Annotated in this window: 14 protein-coding genes; 6 read left to right on the forward strand and 8 right to left on the reverse strand. The window is 71.9% G+C overall.

What is annotated here, in order from left to right; translation table 11 throughout:
• The first annotated feature begins 300 nt into the window (after window positions 1-300).
• Both ACIA73_RS02020 and ACIA73_RS02025 read left to right on the forward strand, forming a co-directional pair.
• The gene (locus tag ACIA73_RS02020) at window positions 301-672 is read left to right on the forward strand and encodes a phage holin family protein (protein ID WP_399436744.1); all 372 of its coding nucleotides are present in this window, start codon (window positions 301-303) and stop codon (window positions 670-672) included.
• On the forward strand, window positions 669-1151 hold the full coding sequence (locus ACIA73_RS02025) for a DUF3618 domain-containing protein (protein WP_399436285.1): 483 nt from the start codon (window positions 669-671) through the stop codon (window positions 1149-1151). The genes ACIA73_RS02020 and ACIA73_RS02025 overlap by 4 nt, the downstream gene beginning before the upstream one ends.
• 152 nt (window positions 1152-1303) lie before the next feature.
• On the opposite strand, the gene ACIA73_RS02030 is transcribed toward ACIA73_RS02025, so the two are convergent.
• From ACIA73_RS02030 to ACIA73_RS02055, 6 genes are all read right to left on the reverse strand, one after another.
• Window positions 1304-2368 (reverse strand): GNAT family N-acetyltransferase, encoded by a 1065-nt coding sequence (locus ACIA73_RS02030; RefSeq protein ID WP_399436286.1) that lies wholly within the window; start codon window positions 2366-2368, stop codon window positions 1304-1306.
• 110 nt (window positions 2369-2478) lie between these two features.
• Window positions 2479-3279, reverse strand: a complete 801-nt coding sequence (locus ACIA73_RS02035; protein ID WP_399436287.1) for an ABC transporter permease — start codon at window positions 3277-3279, stop codon at window positions 2479-2481.
• A 56-nt stretch (window positions 3280-3335) separates the two neighbouring features.
• On the reverse strand, window positions 3336-4904 hold the full coding sequence (locus tag ACIA73_RS02040) for a hypothetical protein (protein ID WP_399436288.1): 1569 nt from the start codon (window positions 4902-4904) through the stop codon (window positions 3336-3338).
• Window positions 4901-5845, reverse strand: coding sequence for an ATP-binding cassette domain-containing protein (locus ACIA73_RS02045; RefSeq protein ID WP_399436289.1), 945 nt, complete (start codon window positions 5843-5845; stop codon window positions 4901-4903). The genes ACIA73_RS02040 and ACIA73_RS02045 overlap by 4 nt, the downstream gene beginning before the upstream one ends.
• A gap of 170 nt (window positions 5846-6015) precedes the next feature.
• Window positions 6016-6720: a response regulator gene (locus ACIA73_RS02050; protein WP_399436290.1), complete on the reverse strand. Its 705-nt coding sequence runs from the start codon at window positions 6718-6720 to the stop codon at window positions 6016-6018.
• The gene (locus ACIA73_RS02055; protein WP_399436291.1) at window positions 6717-8018 is read right to left on the reverse strand and encodes a sensor histidine kinase; all 1302 of its coding nucleotides are present in this window, start codon (window positions 8016-8018) and stop codon (window positions 6717-6719) included. The genes ACIA73_RS02050 and ACIA73_RS02055 overlap by 4 nt, the downstream gene beginning before the upstream one ends.
• Before the next feature lie 609 nt (window positions 8019-8627).
• On the opposite strand from ACIA73_RS02055, the gene ACIA73_RS02060 reads away from it, so the two are divergent.
• On the forward strand, window positions 8628-9503 hold the full coding sequence (locus tag ACIA73_RS02060; protein WP_399436292.1) for a hypothetical protein: 876 nt from the start codon (window positions 8628-8630) through the stop codon (window positions 9501-9503).
• A gap of 48 nt (window positions 9504-9551) precedes the next feature.
• Here ACIA73_RS02060 and ACIA73_RS02065 read toward each other — a convergent pair whose 3' ends face one another.
• Entirely contained in the window at window positions 9552-10364 is an 813-nt protein-coding gene (locus ACIA73_RS02065) for a MerR family transcriptional regulator (RefSeq protein WP_399436293.1), read from the reverse strand.
• Window positions 10365-10401: 37 nt separating this feature from the next.
• A complete protein-coding gene (locus ACIA73_RS02070; RefSeq protein WP_399436745.1) occupies window positions 10402-11214 on the reverse strand; it encodes an AraC family transcriptional regulator in 813 nt (270 codons plus the stop codon).
• A 147-nt stretch (window positions 11215-11361) separates the two neighbouring features.
• On the opposite strand from ACIA73_RS02070, the gene ACIA73_RS02075 reads away from it, so the two are divergent.
• The 3 genes from ACIA73_RS02075 to ACIA73_RS02085 all read left to right on the forward strand — a co-directional run bounded on the left by ACIA73_RS02075 (window position 11362) and on the right by ACIA73_RS02085 (window position 13800).
• Window positions 11362-12684: an MFS transporter gene (locus ACIA73_RS02075; RefSeq protein ID WP_399436294.1), complete on the forward strand. Its 1323-nt coding sequence runs from the start codon at window positions 11362-11364 to the stop codon at window positions 12682-12684.
• A 39-nt stretch (window positions 12685-12723) separates the two neighbouring features.
• Complete coding sequence (locus tag ACIA73_RS02080) at window positions 12724-13227, forward strand: hypothetical protein (protein WP_399436295.1); 504 nt, start codon at window positions 12724-12726, stop codon at window positions 13225-13227.
• 69 nt (window positions 13228-13296) lie between these two features.
• Window positions 13297-13800: a hypothetical protein gene (locus ACIA73_RS02085; RefSeq protein ID WP_399436296.1), complete on the forward strand. Its 504-nt coding sequence runs from the start codon at window positions 13297-13299 to the stop codon at window positions 13798-13800.
• Window positions 13801-13826 lie beyond the last annotated feature (26 nt).

Below are 13826 nucleotides of genomic sequence, written 5' to 3' on the forward strand. Positions count from 1 at the left end.
GGTCACGACGGCATGGCGCGCATGACTTCGACACCCGCTCCCCCGTACGACAAGGTAAGGCTAACCTAACCAGCCCGTGCTCTCCGCACAAGCAACCCGCATACCCTCCGACCTCGCAGAACTCGACCTCAAATTCCTTTGCCCAGAAGCCCTGAACCGGATGGTTCGGGGTACTCGCGGCTCAGTGGACTACGGGGACGAACAGGACGACCCGGATGGGAGGTGAGCGTCGTGTCGCAGACGCAACCAAGGAGCCACGGCCGCGACCAGGAGACAGCGGGCACACCGGCGAACGAACCCGTGGGCGAGCTGGTGCAGCGTGCGTCACAGCAGCTGACCGAGCTGGTGCGGGCCGAACTCCGTCTGGCCCAGGCGGAGATGAAGGAGAAGGGCAAGCGGTACGGCAAGGGCGGCGGCCTGTTCGGCGGTGCCGGGCTGGTCGGATTCCTCGCGCTGCAGGCCCTGGTCGCCACTGCGATCGCCGCGCTGGCGGTGGCCCTGCCGGTGTGGGCGGCGGCGCTGATCGTCACCGCGGTACTGGGAGTCATCGCCGCCGTACTGGCGAAGAGCGGCAAGAAGCAGGTCGGCCAGGCCGCGCCGCCCGCACCGCAGCAGACCATCGAGAACGTCAAGGCCGATGTGGCCGAGATCAAGGAGAGTGCGCACCGATGACCCATCCGCCCGACGACGAGCAGACCGCCGCGAGCCCCGAGGAACTGCGCGACCACATCGAGCAGACCCGGGCCGAACTCGGCGAGACGGTCGAGGCGTTGGCGGCCAAGGCCGACGTCAAGGCCCGCGCCCAGGAAAAGGCGACGGAGGTGAAGGAGCAGGCGGTGGTGCGGACCGGCGTGGTGATGGAGCAGGCCGCCGCCAAGGCCGACGAGTTCAGGACCAGGGCCGGCGATCTGGCCCACCAGGCACAGGACAAGCTCCCCGCCCCGGTCAAGGAGAAGGCGGCCGAGGCCGCCGGTCAGATGCGCGAGACGGCGACCCGGGCCGGCCACCTGTGGGAGGACAAGGCCCCGGAGCAGGTGCGCCAACGCACCGCCCAGGGAATGCAGTTGGCCCGCGACCACCGGGGGCTGCTGCTCGCGGGGACGGGGGTCGCCGTGGCGACGTGGTGGGCGGTACGCCGGCAGAAGAGCTGAGACACGGGCCCTCACGCCGACGGAGGGCCGATCCGGGCCGGGTCGGGTCACGGTGTCGATCCGGCCCGGATCGCCGGCTCGCGGGGGGCCGGCCCGGATCGCGGGCCCGCCGATGGGTCGGCCCGCAGCAGGCTCGCGGTTCGCCGGGGCGGTTACCCCAGCTCCCGTACGTACGTGACGGTTTCGCGTTCCACCACGAACCCCGTCTGCTCGTAGAAGCCCAGCGCCCCCGAAGGGTTGGCCGTGTCCACGGTCAGCGACGCCGTGTCGTACCCGGCCTCGCTCGCGGCCCGCAGCAGGTCCGCCAGCAGGGCGGGCGCCGCGCCCCGGCCCCGGTGGGCCCTGCGCGTACCGAGGAAGCCGACATGGCAGTCCCTGCTGCCCGTCGCGGCGGTCTCGGCCTCGCTCTCCTCCGCCAGGAGGTACGCCGTCACCTCGTCCCCGGCGACCAGCAGCCGCGACATCGCGGGGCGGAAGGAGGAGACGCCGGTGACCCAGGTGTCCCAGTCGGTGCGGTCGATCGGCACGTAGTTCCAGTGGTCCCGGAACGCGTCGTTGTGCGCGAGGCGGGTCGCCTCGTCGTACTCCGGCCCGTATGTGACCAGCCGCATCCCCTCGGGGGCCGGACGGACGTCCGCACCCTCTTCGCCCAGCCCGTGCTTCATCCGGAACCACCACCGGCCGGGCGCGTACCCACACTTCTCCATCAACTTCCGCACACCCTCGTCCCCAGCCTTGCCGTCGAGCAGCAACTCCCCTTCCAGCGCCGCCAGTTCGGGAACCTCCGTGTGCCGGGCCCGGGCACGCTCCTCCAGCCAGCCGACCAGCTCCGCCCCGATCCCACGCCGTCGCCACCGCGGGTGCACCGTCGCCTCGCCGTGGAAGCGCGCCACGTCCGGCGCCCCGTGCGGTGTGTGCAGCACGGCGTACGCCACCATCCGCGGCCCGTCCCACCACGCCAGGGTGTCCGCCTCAAGCTTCAGCTTGGGATCGTCCAGCACTTCTGCGAGCTCCTGGGCGTCCGCGTGGTCACCACTGCGATCGACCGCCTCAACCGCTTCGTGCAGCTCCAGCCAGGCGGAGACGGAAGCCTTGTCCAGAGGCCGGGCCTCCAGCCCCTCCGTGCCACGGTCTCCCGCGCTGCGGCCTTCGGTGCCGCGTCCCTCCCCGCCCGGACCCCCGGTTTCCGGGCTCTCGGTGGTGTCCTGTCCGTTCATGGCTGCTGCCGTCCTTTCGCAGGTCACGCCTGGTCTGTCTACAGACCAAGATCCCCTGCCGCGCCTACCCTCGCCTCCTCAGCCGCACGCACCCGCCCCACCAGCCCCACTCACCCGTCCCGCCTCCACAGCCGCGCCCCGCCCCCCGCCAGCGCACCCGCCGACCAAAGGGCCAGTACGCCCAGGCCCTGCCACGGGCCGATCGGGAGCGCGTCGAGGTGGACGGTCGACTGGACGGAGAGGCCGGCCGGCATGGGGGCGATCTGCTGGAGGAGGCGCTGCCAGGCGGGGTCGGGGAGGACCTGGGCGAGGAGCGGGAAGAGGAAGAGGAGGCCCAGGACGATACCGATGGCGGTGGCGGAGTCGCGGACCAGCAAGGCGGTGCCGAGGCCGAGCAGGGCTATCAGGGCCAGGTAGAGGACGGTTCCGGCGGCGGCGCGCAGGGTGGCGGGGTCGGTGAGGGACAGGGCGGCGTACCCGTGGGCGGGGGTGAAGCCGCGGCCGGGTTGCAGGGGTCCGGCGACCAGCAGGGCGGCGAGGACGCCGAGGGTGCCGGTGAGGAGGGTGACGGCGGTGAGGACGGCCGCCTTGGCGAGGAGGACCGTCGGGCGGTGCGGGACGGCTGCGAGCGTGGTGCGGATCATGCCGGTGCCGTACTCGTTGCCGACCGCCAGCACCGCGAGGACCGCGACGATGACCTGGCCGACCAGGACACCGGTGAGGGCGAGCCTCGTGGCGTCCGCCCCGCAGCCCACCGCGTCGCAGCGGGCGGTGGCGGCCACCGCCGCGCCGACCCCGGCGGTCAGGGCGACGACGGCGAGCAGCAGCCACTGGTTGGCGGCGTCGGTGCGGAGCTTGGTCCATTCGGCGCGGCCCGCGTACCGCAATCCCTGGAATGCCGTGCTCCTCATGCCTCCCTGCCTCATGCCTCCCTGCCTCACGCTTCCCTGCCTCATGCCTCCCTGCCTCATGCGTCCCTCCGGCGGACCAGGACCTGGGCGGCGACGTACGCGGCCACGGCGTATGCGCAGAGGACGGCGAGGCCCGCCCAGGGAGGCAGCGGGAAGTAGCCGTGCATGGGTGAGTAGACGGTGGCGACCTGGTCGTAGTGGCCGACGGTCTGCTGGATGGCGAATCCGGCGGCCGGGGTGAGGGTCAGCAGCCAGTCGGAGGCGGCGGGCGGCAGGACGGAGGCGGTGGCCAGGAGGTACGGCAGGACCATGGCGACGACCACCACGGTGATGGTCACCGCGCTGCGGCGCAGGACGGCTCCGACGGAGAGGGCGAGCACGCTCGCCACCGCCAGCAGCAGGCCCGTACCGACGATGACCCGCAGCTCGGTCGTGGTCGGCACGGTCAGGACAGGGAAGCCGTTCGCGGCCGACCGGGCCCCTCCGAAGGGCACCATCACGGCGGCCGAGACCGTCCCGACGAGGAAGGCCGTACCGCCCACCACCAGGGCTTTCGCCGCCAGCACCCGGCCCCTGCCCGGGCTGGCCGCGAAGGTTACGCCGATCAGTCGGCGCCGGTACTCGACGGTCATGCAGCCGGTGGCCACGACCACCAGCATGATCAGCCCCGCGAACGCGCCGACCAGGAAGTTCGACACGATGCGTACGCCGGCGGCGGCCGGTCCGCCGACCATGGGGGCGATGTCACCGGCGCCGGTGATGCGGTGTCCGGCACCTGCCGCGACCGCCGCCCCCTCGGTGGACCGGCTGTAGCTGCCGGACGTGCCCGCGTTGCCGCTGACCTGCCGGTCCTGCCAGGCGGCGGCGCGCCATCCGCCGGACAGCACCGGCGGGCCGAAGGTGCCGGTGGCGACGGCGGGGATGAATCCGGTTCCGGTCCCCTCCATCGCCGAGGGAGAGGCGGCGAACAGTCCGACCTGCACGGACTCCGGGAGGCCGGTGAGTTTCGCTCTGCCGACCTCGGTCCACTTGGTGCCGTCCTGCGACTGGAGGCCGGTGACGGTGTCGCCGGTACGCCGCAGCCGGAGCCAGCGCGGTGCGTCCGGCGACGCCTTGCCGGGCAGTCCGGCGAGGTCGTGCGTGTAGTCGTACTGCATCCGTACGCCGTGGGCGCCGGTGACCATCATCGACGCGTACGAGGAGCCGGGTTCGAGGGAGGCCTTGAGGATGATCCCGGCCTTGGCCCAGGGGGCGAGCCCGGGCTTGTCGGCCGTGGGGGTGGTGGCGATACGGCCGGTCAGTGAGGAGAGGGGGACGGTGAGGGTGCCGTCGCCCTTGAGGGGCTGGTGCAGGAAGTAAAAGCTGTCGTTGACGGCGCCGCCGCCGGGGCCGACCGGCACTTCCGCCGCCTGCCCGCCCCGGTCGTTGCTCTGCGCCGTGGCGAGCAGGCCGACCAGGCAGATCACGGCCAGCGCGCCGACCGTGCCGAGCACCCAGCCCCGTACCGTACGGAACTTCGTCCATTCCGCGTGCAACACCCTCCCGAATCCTCCCCGTTCGGGCCGCTCGGGCCGTTCGGGCCGTTCGGCGACCGGGGAAGGTCCCGGCGGAAGCGCCGTGGTCATCGGGTGACCTCCTCGTCCACGATGCCGCGGTACTGCACCGCGTCCCTGGTGAGTTCCATGTACGCCTCTTCCAGCGACGCCCGGTGCGAGGACACTTCGGAGAACGGCACCGTGTGCGCCCCGAGCACCGCCACCACCTCCTCGGCCGGCAGCCCGAGCACGCCGACCGTGTCGGCGTCCGTGGAACTCACCGTCGCTCCGGCCCTCGCCAGCACCGTCATCGCCTCCTGACGGGCCGTGGTCCGCAGCGTCACCCGCCCTCGCGACACGGAAGCCAGCAGCTCAGCCACGCTGGTGTCAGCAACGACCCTGCCGCGCCCGACGACGATCACATGGTCGGCGGAATCCTGCAGCTCACCCATCAGATGGCTGGACACCAGCACCGCCCGCCCCTGCTCGGCGAGCGACGCCAGAAACCCCCGCATCCACCTGAACCCCTCAGGATCGAGCCCGTTGAACGGTTCGTCCAGCATGAGCACCGGCGGATCCCCGAGCAGTGCCGCCGCGATCCCCAGCCGCTGCCGCATTCCCAGCGAGAACCCGCCCGCCTTCCGCCGGGCCACCTCCTGGAGCCCCACCCTCCGGATCACCGCGTCGACCTCGGCGGTCCCGAGCCCCTGCGAGTGGGCCAGCCACAGCAGATGGTGGCGGGCCCTGCGGCTCGGCTGCACGGCGGCGGCGTCGAGCAGGGCGCCGATGTGCTTGAGCGGGGTGCGCAGGCCGGCGTACGGGCGTCCGCCGACGAGCGCGCTGCCCCGGTCCGGCCGGTCCAGTCCGAGGACGACCCGCATCGTGGTGGACTTGCCGGCCCCGTTCGGCCCGACGAAACCGGTGATCTGCCCCGGCCTGACGACGAACGACATCCCGTCCAGCGCCTGTGTGCCGCCGAACCGCTTGTGCACATCACGGACTTCGATGGTGGCATCCGATGTGTTCTCCATGGCAGGAGGCTACGAAGCGGGAGGGCTGCGGGTCGTCACGGCGGGGAGCGAGGTCGCGCGGTGCTCCTGAGAGGGAGGCGGCGGGCGCCGGTCCCCCGCGCGAGGGAGAAGCATGGGGGAGAAGCATGGGGGAGAAGCAACGGGAAGAAGCGTGACGCGTGGGCGGGCACTCAGTGGGCGCCCCACCTGCCTCCCGGCACCACAAGTCCCGTTTCGTACGCGGCAATCACCGCCTGGGTGCGGTCCCGCAGCCCCAGCTTGGCCAGGGTGCGGCTGACATGCGACTTCACCGTCTCCTCGGTGACGACGAGCCGGACGGCGATCTCCCCGTTGGAGAGCCCTTCGGCGACCAGCAGCAGCACCTCGTTCTCCCGCGCCGTGAGCGTCTTCAGGCCTGGTGGCGGCGGGAGTTGGGTCCTTACGGGGTGCTGGGTGAACTCGCTGATCAGCCGCCGGGTGATCCCCGGGTCGAGCAGCGCGTCCCCGTCCGCGATGACCCGCACCGCGTCGAAGAGCCGCTCGGCGGTGGCGTCCTTCAGCAGAAACCCGCTGGCCCCGGCGCGCAGCGCGTCGTAGACGTACTCGTCGAGATCGAACGTCGTCAGGATGAGCACACGTGGCACCTTCGCCCCGCCCGGCGGCGCACCGCCGACGAGCTGCCGCGTCGCCTCGATGCCGTCCATCTCGGGCATCCGGATGTCCATCAGGACGACATCGGGGACCGCTTCACGGCACACCCGGACCGCCTCGGCCCCGGTGGTCGCGGTCCTGACCACGGTGAACTCCGGCTGCGAGTCGAGGAGCGTGGCGAAGCCGGTACGGACGACGAGGTGGTCGTCCGCGATGACGACGCGGATCGCCGGCGGGAAGCTCATGTGGTCCGTTCCGTGGTCCGTGCGGAGGTGGGGCGCGCCCGGTTCATATGCGTACCGGCGGGGAAACCGGCCCGGACGGGCACAGTGGCTCGGACGGGGAAAGTGGCCCGGACCAGGAATCCCCCGCGCTCCCCCGGCCCGGTACGGATCGTGCCGCCGACCGCCGCGACCCGCTCCCGCATACCGAGGAGACCGTGTCCGGTGTCCGCGTTCCTGGGTGGCGGTCCGGGCCCGTTGTCACGGACGCTGAGGTGCAAGTCAGCCTCTCCGTAATGGAGTTCGACGTCTACGGGGTGGCCCGGGGCGTGCTTGCGGGCGTTCGTCAGGGACTCCTGGACGATCCGGTACGCGACCAGTTCGACGCCCTGAGCCAGCACGCGCGGGCTGCCGCTGAGGATGAGGCGGATCGTGGCGTGGGAGGCCCCGCGCGCCTCGTCGAGCAGCTCGCCCAGCCGGCTCAGATCCGGTTGCGGCCGCCGCTCCCCCGTGGCACCGTCCGCCGCCGTGTCCTCCCGCAGTACGCCGAGCAGCCGACGCATCTCGGTCAGCGCGGCGCGCGCGGTGTCCCCGATGCCCAGCAGTCGCTCGGCACCCGCGCCGGGCATCCCGGGAGTGGCCACCCTCGCCGTCTCCGCCTGCACCGCGATCATGGAGATGTGGTGGCCCACCACATCGTGCAACTCATGGACGATCCGGGCCCGTTCGGACCGTGCGACGTTCTCCCACTGGCTTCCCGCCATCACCTCACGTACGGCATGATGCTCCCGTTCCGCCACCTGGGAGCGCCTGGCGAGACCGGCGCAGGCGGCCATCGGTGCGAGCGCGGCCAGCAGCACCACGCGCACCCGTTCGTCGAGGTCCACGGATCCGGCGAGAGCGAACACCAGGAACGGCAGCGCGCAGAGCACCGCCGCCACCCCGTGCCCGCGCCGGCCGAGCCGGTACTGGGACACCAGCTGCGCGGCGAGACCCGCCACCGTCACCGTCTGGAGGAGCGCGAGCGAACCCACGCTCGCGGCGGTCACCACCACCCCCGCCGGAAGCGGCCGCAGGAACACCGAAGGCAACGCCGTGCACAGACACAACAACCCCACCAGCATGGCGAGTTGAACCCCGAAGGCACTCCCCTGGGACGCCTCCGCGAGCATCCGGGGAATCGACCCGCGCCGGACCACGAACTCGGCAAGCGACCCGGCGACGGCGAGAACGCACAGCACGAAGCCCAGCCAGGAGCACCGCACGGAGCGCCACAGCACCCCGGCCCCTCTGCAACGCCCGTCAGTCGCACGGCTGTTCACGCCGGTCATTATGGCAGCGGGGCCCCGCGCGGGCCTTCCCCCGGAACGGTGAGCACCACTCCCTCGCGGGAGGGACGTGGCCTCGCTCGCTCGGGGGAGGCACAGGAGAGGGGCGGCACGGCCGTGCGCGTGAACCGGCGGGTTAGGTTTCGGTCCAGTCGGGGGCGGCAGCGAACGGGGGATGGATGGTGCGGGATGGCGATCGGTACGGGAAGAGGACGATACCGACGGCGCTGCGGGCACTGACCCTGTCACTGGCACTCTCCCTGTCCCCGGTGTGGGGAGGCACTTCGGGTGCCAGTGCGGCAGAGCGGGCGGAACCGGCGTCGCCCCAGCCGCATGAACAGCACGCGGCGCACCTCTTCGTCATGGGCAAGGGGTCTCCGCCGGAACCACTGGACGGCACCCTTTTCCGGGCCGCCGTACCGTCGGTGAACGGCACCGACGAGACCGGGATGACCGCCGTGTACGACGTCTCCGGCATCGCGGACAGAGTGGAGACAGTCGCTTTCGACGAGAGTTGCGTCCGGTCCGGTCACCGGATCACCTGCCGCCTCCACACCGGTACCGGTCACTCGCGCGAACCGTTCGCGCTGAGGGGTACTGAAGTTGCCCCGCACCTTCGGCAACTGCCACTACTCCGAACGCGGCAACACCGCGTACTGCGAGCTCCACGGCCCCTTCCGCCCGGGGCAGGGGTACGCGGCGGACGCGGACTTCCGGGCACTGAAGGGGAAGTGCTGCCGGGCCGACGGCTTCTACCGCTACCGGGTCTCCGCGCTGGAGCAGCTGTCCGGCCCGGAGGTCACGGAGTTCCGCGCGCTGCCGAAGGGCTCCGGCCGGACGCTGGCCCTGGCGGAGACGGACGCGTCCGCCCTGACCAACACCGCCGAGGTGGGGGACGTCTCGTTCCGCTCGCAGGACGTGTCCGTCGGCGTGTACTTCAGCCAGCGGGCCCCGGTGGTCACAGGCACGGTGGGAGGCCGCGTCGAGCTTGAGGTGCCCATGCCCACCAGCACCTCCGGCTTCCCCTTCCCCAAGGACGACGTGCGCGTCGAACTGCCCGACGGCGTCTTTCTGGACCGCGCCCCCAAGGTGGGCACCTTCCCCTCGGAGGTGGGCTGGTGCAACCCCGACGACCTCACGCTGCGGACGGTGATGTGCCCGCAGCGCGGGGACATCACCATGCTGGCACTGCGTATCGACCCCGGGTTCAGCGGAGCGGAGGGCAGGATCTCGGTGCCCGTTCCGGCAGGCGACACCAACCCGTCCGACAACGCCATGCCCCTCAAGGTGACCGCCACCGGCATCACGACGCCCTCCACCGCACCCACGACCAGCAGCCCTTCGCAAGCCGGCCCCCGCACAGCCCGCCCCGCCAAGAGCTGGACCACGCATCTGCCGGTCCTGGGCGCCGTCGCGCTCGTCACAGCGATGGGTGCCGGAATCGCCGTGGCGGTGCGCCGTCGGCGTCACACCGGGTGAAGCGGCGCACCGCCTGATGAACTCCCCCTCACCGTCCGCGAGTCAAGGTCACGCGGGGGTGATCGGCTCCTGGAGTTCGGTGACCCAGTCATCGTGGTCGGCCGGGCATTCCAGGCTGATCTCGCGGGGGTATCCGGCGGACCGGTAGCCGTTGCTGTCGATCCAGCGGCCGAGGGTCTGGACGGAGGGGAGGACTGTCTCCATCGAGCCCCGGTGCACGACCGTCGCCGCCGTCTCCACCGGCGGCAGATCCACGACGCGCAGCTCGCCGTCCGCCGTCACGGGGGCCGAGACCTGGACTCCGGCGTGGACGAGGATGCCGCCCCCGGGGGCGTCCTCGTAGTACGCGACGCCGGGCCCGCTCGGTGTGATGCCGGCTGCCGCGAGGCGTGGGAGCAGTGCCTCGTACAGCGGCCCGATGACCGGCCCGATGGAGTTGAGGTCCGGTGCGACGGCGGTCAGTTCGGCCACTCGTACACTCGGCAGGCTCTTGATCACTACATCGGTGGTGGACATGTGTCCCTCGCTCTCGATCGACCGGAGCCTCGCCTCGACCTGGACCAGCCGGGCGGCCGACGCCTTCACGGCCGTCTCCAGTTCGGCCTGCCGCAGCCGCAGCATGGCCCGCAGTTCCTCGTTGCTGACCTTCTCGTCCAGGATCTCCTGGACCTGCGAGAGGGTGAAGCCGAGGTCCTTGAGCGCGATGACGCGGTTGAGGCGGGCCAGCTGGGCCGCGCTGTAATAGCGGTAGCCGCTGGTGGCGTCCACCCGGGCGGGGTGCAGTAGTCCGGTGGCGTCGTAGTGACGCAGCATGCGGATCGACACACGGCCGAGCCTGGCGAAGTCTCCGATGGTGAACATGATGTCTCCGAGTTGAGGGCCTCACACGGTGTCAGGGTCAAGCCGTGGCGTCATGCGGCGGTTTTCGCTGTCTGTGGAGTGGGGCGTCACGGCTGTGATGGGTGCCCGGAGTGTGTCCGTACGCCCGCCGGAACACGTCGATGAAGGCACTGGCCGACGCCCAGCCGCAGCGGTGCGCGACGGTGGTGACCGGGGTGTCCTCGGCCAGCATCCGCAGCGCGTGGAAGAGCCTCAACTGGGTGCGCCACTGCGGGAAGGTCATGCCGAGCTCGCTGCGGAAGAGGCGGCTCAGCGTACGTTCGCCGGTGTGGGTACGGGCGCCGAGCTCGGCGAGGGTGACGGGGTCTGCCGGGGCGGCGTGCAGGAGGTCGCAGACGGCGGCGAGGCGCGGGTCGGTGGGGGCGGGGAGGTGGACGGGCTGCTGGGGGGAGACGCGGAGCTGGTCGAGGAGGACGGCTCGGAGGCGGAGGCGTTCGGGGGTGGTGGAGACCGGGGCAGTAGGGCTGTGAGTGCCGGGAGTGGCGTACCGGGCATGGCCGGTGTGGGCGAGGATCAGTTCGCGCAGGAGGGGGCTGACGCTCAGGACCGTGGGAGCGGTCAGGCCGAGGGGGTTCTCGTCGACGGGCAGTCCGAGGGTGTGCATGTCGAGGTTGCCGTGGGCGCGGTGGGAATGGACCGTGCCGGCGGGCACCCACAGGGCCCGGGTGCCGGGCGCGAACCAGGTCCCGGCATCGGTGGTGACGGCGAGGAAGCCTGAACCCGCGTAGACGATCTGGTGGTCGTCGTGCCGGTGCGGGTCGACGCGTTCACCGGAGGCGAGGGGGCGGGTGTGGGTGGGGGCGGCGGGCATGTGCTCCACGGGGAGTTGCCCGGCACGGGGCTGCCCGGCACGGGGCTGCCCGGCACGGGGCTGCCCGGCTGAGGGCTGGCGGCTTTTCGGCATCGCCCGGCAATTTATCGGAAGCGGGACAGGGGGTGAAGCGCCCACGATCGGAAGGTGTCCACTTCACGCATCGATCCGCCGCCAACCCCTGTCCCCCAAGAACACTCCCCCACCCCTGTCACCTCAAGCACCTCGCCCACCTCACTCACCTCACCTGCTTCCCGCGCCCCTCGCGGATCCCGCACCCCTCTCAACCTCCTCGCCCTCAGCCACGCCTGTGTCGACGTCTACCAGGGCGCGGTCGCCGCCCTCGTCCCGTACTTCATCGCCGAGCACCACTACACCTATGCCGCAGCCTCCGGCATCGTCCTTGCCGCCTCCCTCCTCTCCTCCGTCGCGCAGCCGCTGTTCGGCGCGCTGACCGACAAGTGGGCGATGCCGTGGCTGCTGCCGGTCAGCACACTGCTCGGCGGGCTCGGGGTCGCGCTCAGCGGAGTCGGCGGCATCGGCGGTTCGTACGCGCTGACCCTCGCCGTCATCGCGCTCTCCGGGGTCGGAGTGGCGGCGTACCACCCGGAGTCCGCGCGGGTGGCCAGGCTGGCGAGCCGGGGCTCGCACACCGCGATGGGCTGGTTCTCGCTCGGCGGCAACCTCGGCTTCGCGACCGCCCCGCTGCTGGTCTCCGCCGTGGTCGCGACGGGCGGGCTGCGCGCCTCGCCGCTGCTGGTGGTGCCGGCGCTGGCGGGTGCGGCGCTGTGCGTGGCTGCGGTGCGTTCGCTCCGTAACCCTGCCGGGAGCGACGGCGGAACGGCCGCGCCCGGACCGGTCGGCGAGGACGACTGGCGCGCGTTCCTGAAGATGTCCGGGGCGGTGATCTGCCGGTCGGTGGTCTTCATGGGGCTGAGTGCCTTCGTCGCGCTGTACGCCCGCGAGCGCGTCGGCAGCGGTCACACGGGGGAACTCGTGGGTACGGCGGCCCTGTTCACCCTCTATCTGGGTGGCGCGTTCGGCACCGTCGTCGGCGGCAGGCTGGCCACCCGCTTCGGACGGGTCGCGGTGGTCCGCCGGTCGTACCTGCTGACCGTGCCCGCCGTCGCCGGGGTGGTGTGCGTCCCCGGCCCCCTGCTGTACCTGTTCATCGCCCTGACCTCGGCCGGGCTGTACGTCCCCTTCTCCCTGCACGTCACCCTCGGCCAGGACTACCTTCCGCACCGGGTCGGCACCGCGAGCGGGGTCACGCTCGGTCTGACCGTGAGCGTCGGCGGTTTGGCGAGCCCGCTGATCGGGGCGTTCGCCGACGCGACCTCCCTCCAGCTCGCACTGGCACCGCTGATCGCGCTCCCGGCGGTCGGGTGGCTGCTGATGCGGGGGCTGCACGAACCGGCGCAGCCGGGCACGCCGCCGTCACCTCCGCACCACTCCGTGTCATCACTGTGAGTGATGACACGGACACCCTCCGCATGCTTCTCTGGACGCATGAACATTCGTACGCTCCTCCCGCACACGTCCACTTCCCGCCGCAGGCTCCTCTCGTACGCCGCCCTCGCGGCCGCCCTGGCCACGGCCGCACCACTCGCCGCCGCGCCCACGATCGCCGCCGCCCCCTCCCTTACGGCGACGGCGGTCCGGGCCGAATCCCGCACCCCCGCCCGCCAGGTCAACCAGTTCTTCACCGAGTACCGGCAAGCCGTCCTCGGCCACGGCACCCGTACACCCGAAGCGGTCCGCAAGGCGTATCTGACCAAGGAGCTGGACGCCCGCCTCACCGCATGGGCCGTGCAGAACCACGCCGACCCGGTGCTCCGCGCGCAGAACGTCCCCAAGGACTGGAAGGTCCGCAACCACACCTCCACCCCGACCACGGCAACGGTGATCGTCACCGAGGTGTGGGGAGGCAGCCCGGACACCCATGTCTGGTACACGGTCCGCCGGTCCGACCTGAGGATCACCCAGCTCACCGACCCACCGAAGGAGGCCTGACCGAAAAGGATTTATCCTCACGGACGGCACCCGCCACTCCCCCCTGCCGCCTCACCCAAGGAGCCGTCCGTGTCCGCGCAGGAATCCGCCAGAGTGCTCGCCTCCGTCGACGGGTGCCTCGCCACCGCGCGGGAGGGACAGACGGGCGCACTGTGGCGGCTCGCCGAGCAGCACCGGCAGCTCGACGCCAACCTGGTGCGCCTCCTCCCCCACGCCTCGGTGGCCCGCCACACCGAGAGCGTGCTGGACGTACTGCTGACGGTGGTGGACGGCAGTGCCCGGCTCGACGACGGCGCCGACGGCCAGGAGCTGCGCCCCGGTTGCCTGGTGTGGCTCCCTAAAGGTGCCGCACGCGGACTGTCCGCGGGCCCGGACGGGCTGGCGTACCTCTCCACCCATGTACGGCGTCCGGGGATAAGCGTGGGCCTCCGCCCCGCGGCAGCCCCGGCGGTGGGCACCGAAGAGGGGGGCGAGGCGGCGTGTGCGCTGGACCGGGTCTGCCCGGAGTGCGGGCGGATGCGGGCGGAGGCCCGCGCACCGTTCTGCAGTTGGTGCGGGACCAGGGTGGGGTAGCGGCGGCTGCTTCCCCCCGGGCCGCC

The organism is Streptomyces sp. NPDC051561, from assembly GCF_044454195.1.
In the GTDB taxonomy this organism is placed as follows: domain Bacteria; phylum Actinomycetota; class Actinomycetes; order Streptomycetales; family Streptomycetaceae; genus Streptomyces.

Coding starts and splice junctions, on each gene's coding strand:
- ACIA73_RS02035 (WP_399436287.1), bottom strand. CDS start 3,279: ATGAGGAGCACGGCATTCCAGGGATTGCGGTACGCGGGCCGCGCCGAA.
- ACIA73_RS02050 (WP_399436290.1), bottom strand. CDS start 6,720: ATGAGCTTCCCGCCGGCGATCCGCGTCGTCATCGCGGACGACCACCTC.
- ACIA73_RS02030 (WP_399436286.1), bottom strand. CDS start 2,368: ATGAACGGACAGGACACCACCGAGAGCCCGGAAACCGGGGGTCCGGGC.
- ACIA73_RS02040 (WP_399436288.1), bottom strand. CDS start 4,904: ATGACCACGGCGCTTCCGCCGGGACCTTCCCCGGTCGCCGAACGGCCC.
- ACIA73_RS02025 (WP_399436285.1), top strand. CDS start 669: ATGACCCATCCGCCCGACGACGAGCAGACCGCCGCGAGCCCCGAGGAA.
- ACIA73_RS02070 (WP_399436745.1), bottom strand. CDS start 11,214: ATGCCCGCCGCCCCCACCCACACCCGCCCCCTCGCCTCCGGTGAACGC.
- ACIA73_RS02080 (WP_399436295.1), top strand. CDS start 12,724: ATGAACATTCGTACGCTCCTCCCGCACACGTCCACTTCCCGCCGCAGG.
- ACIA73_RS02065 (WP_399436293.1), bottom strand. CDS start 10,364: ATGTTCACCATCGGAGACTTCGCCAGGCTCGGCCGTGTGTCGATCCGC.
- ACIA73_RS02045 (WP_399436289.1), bottom strand. CDS start 5,845: ATGGAGAACACATCGGATGCCACCATCGAAGTCCGTGATGTGCACAAG.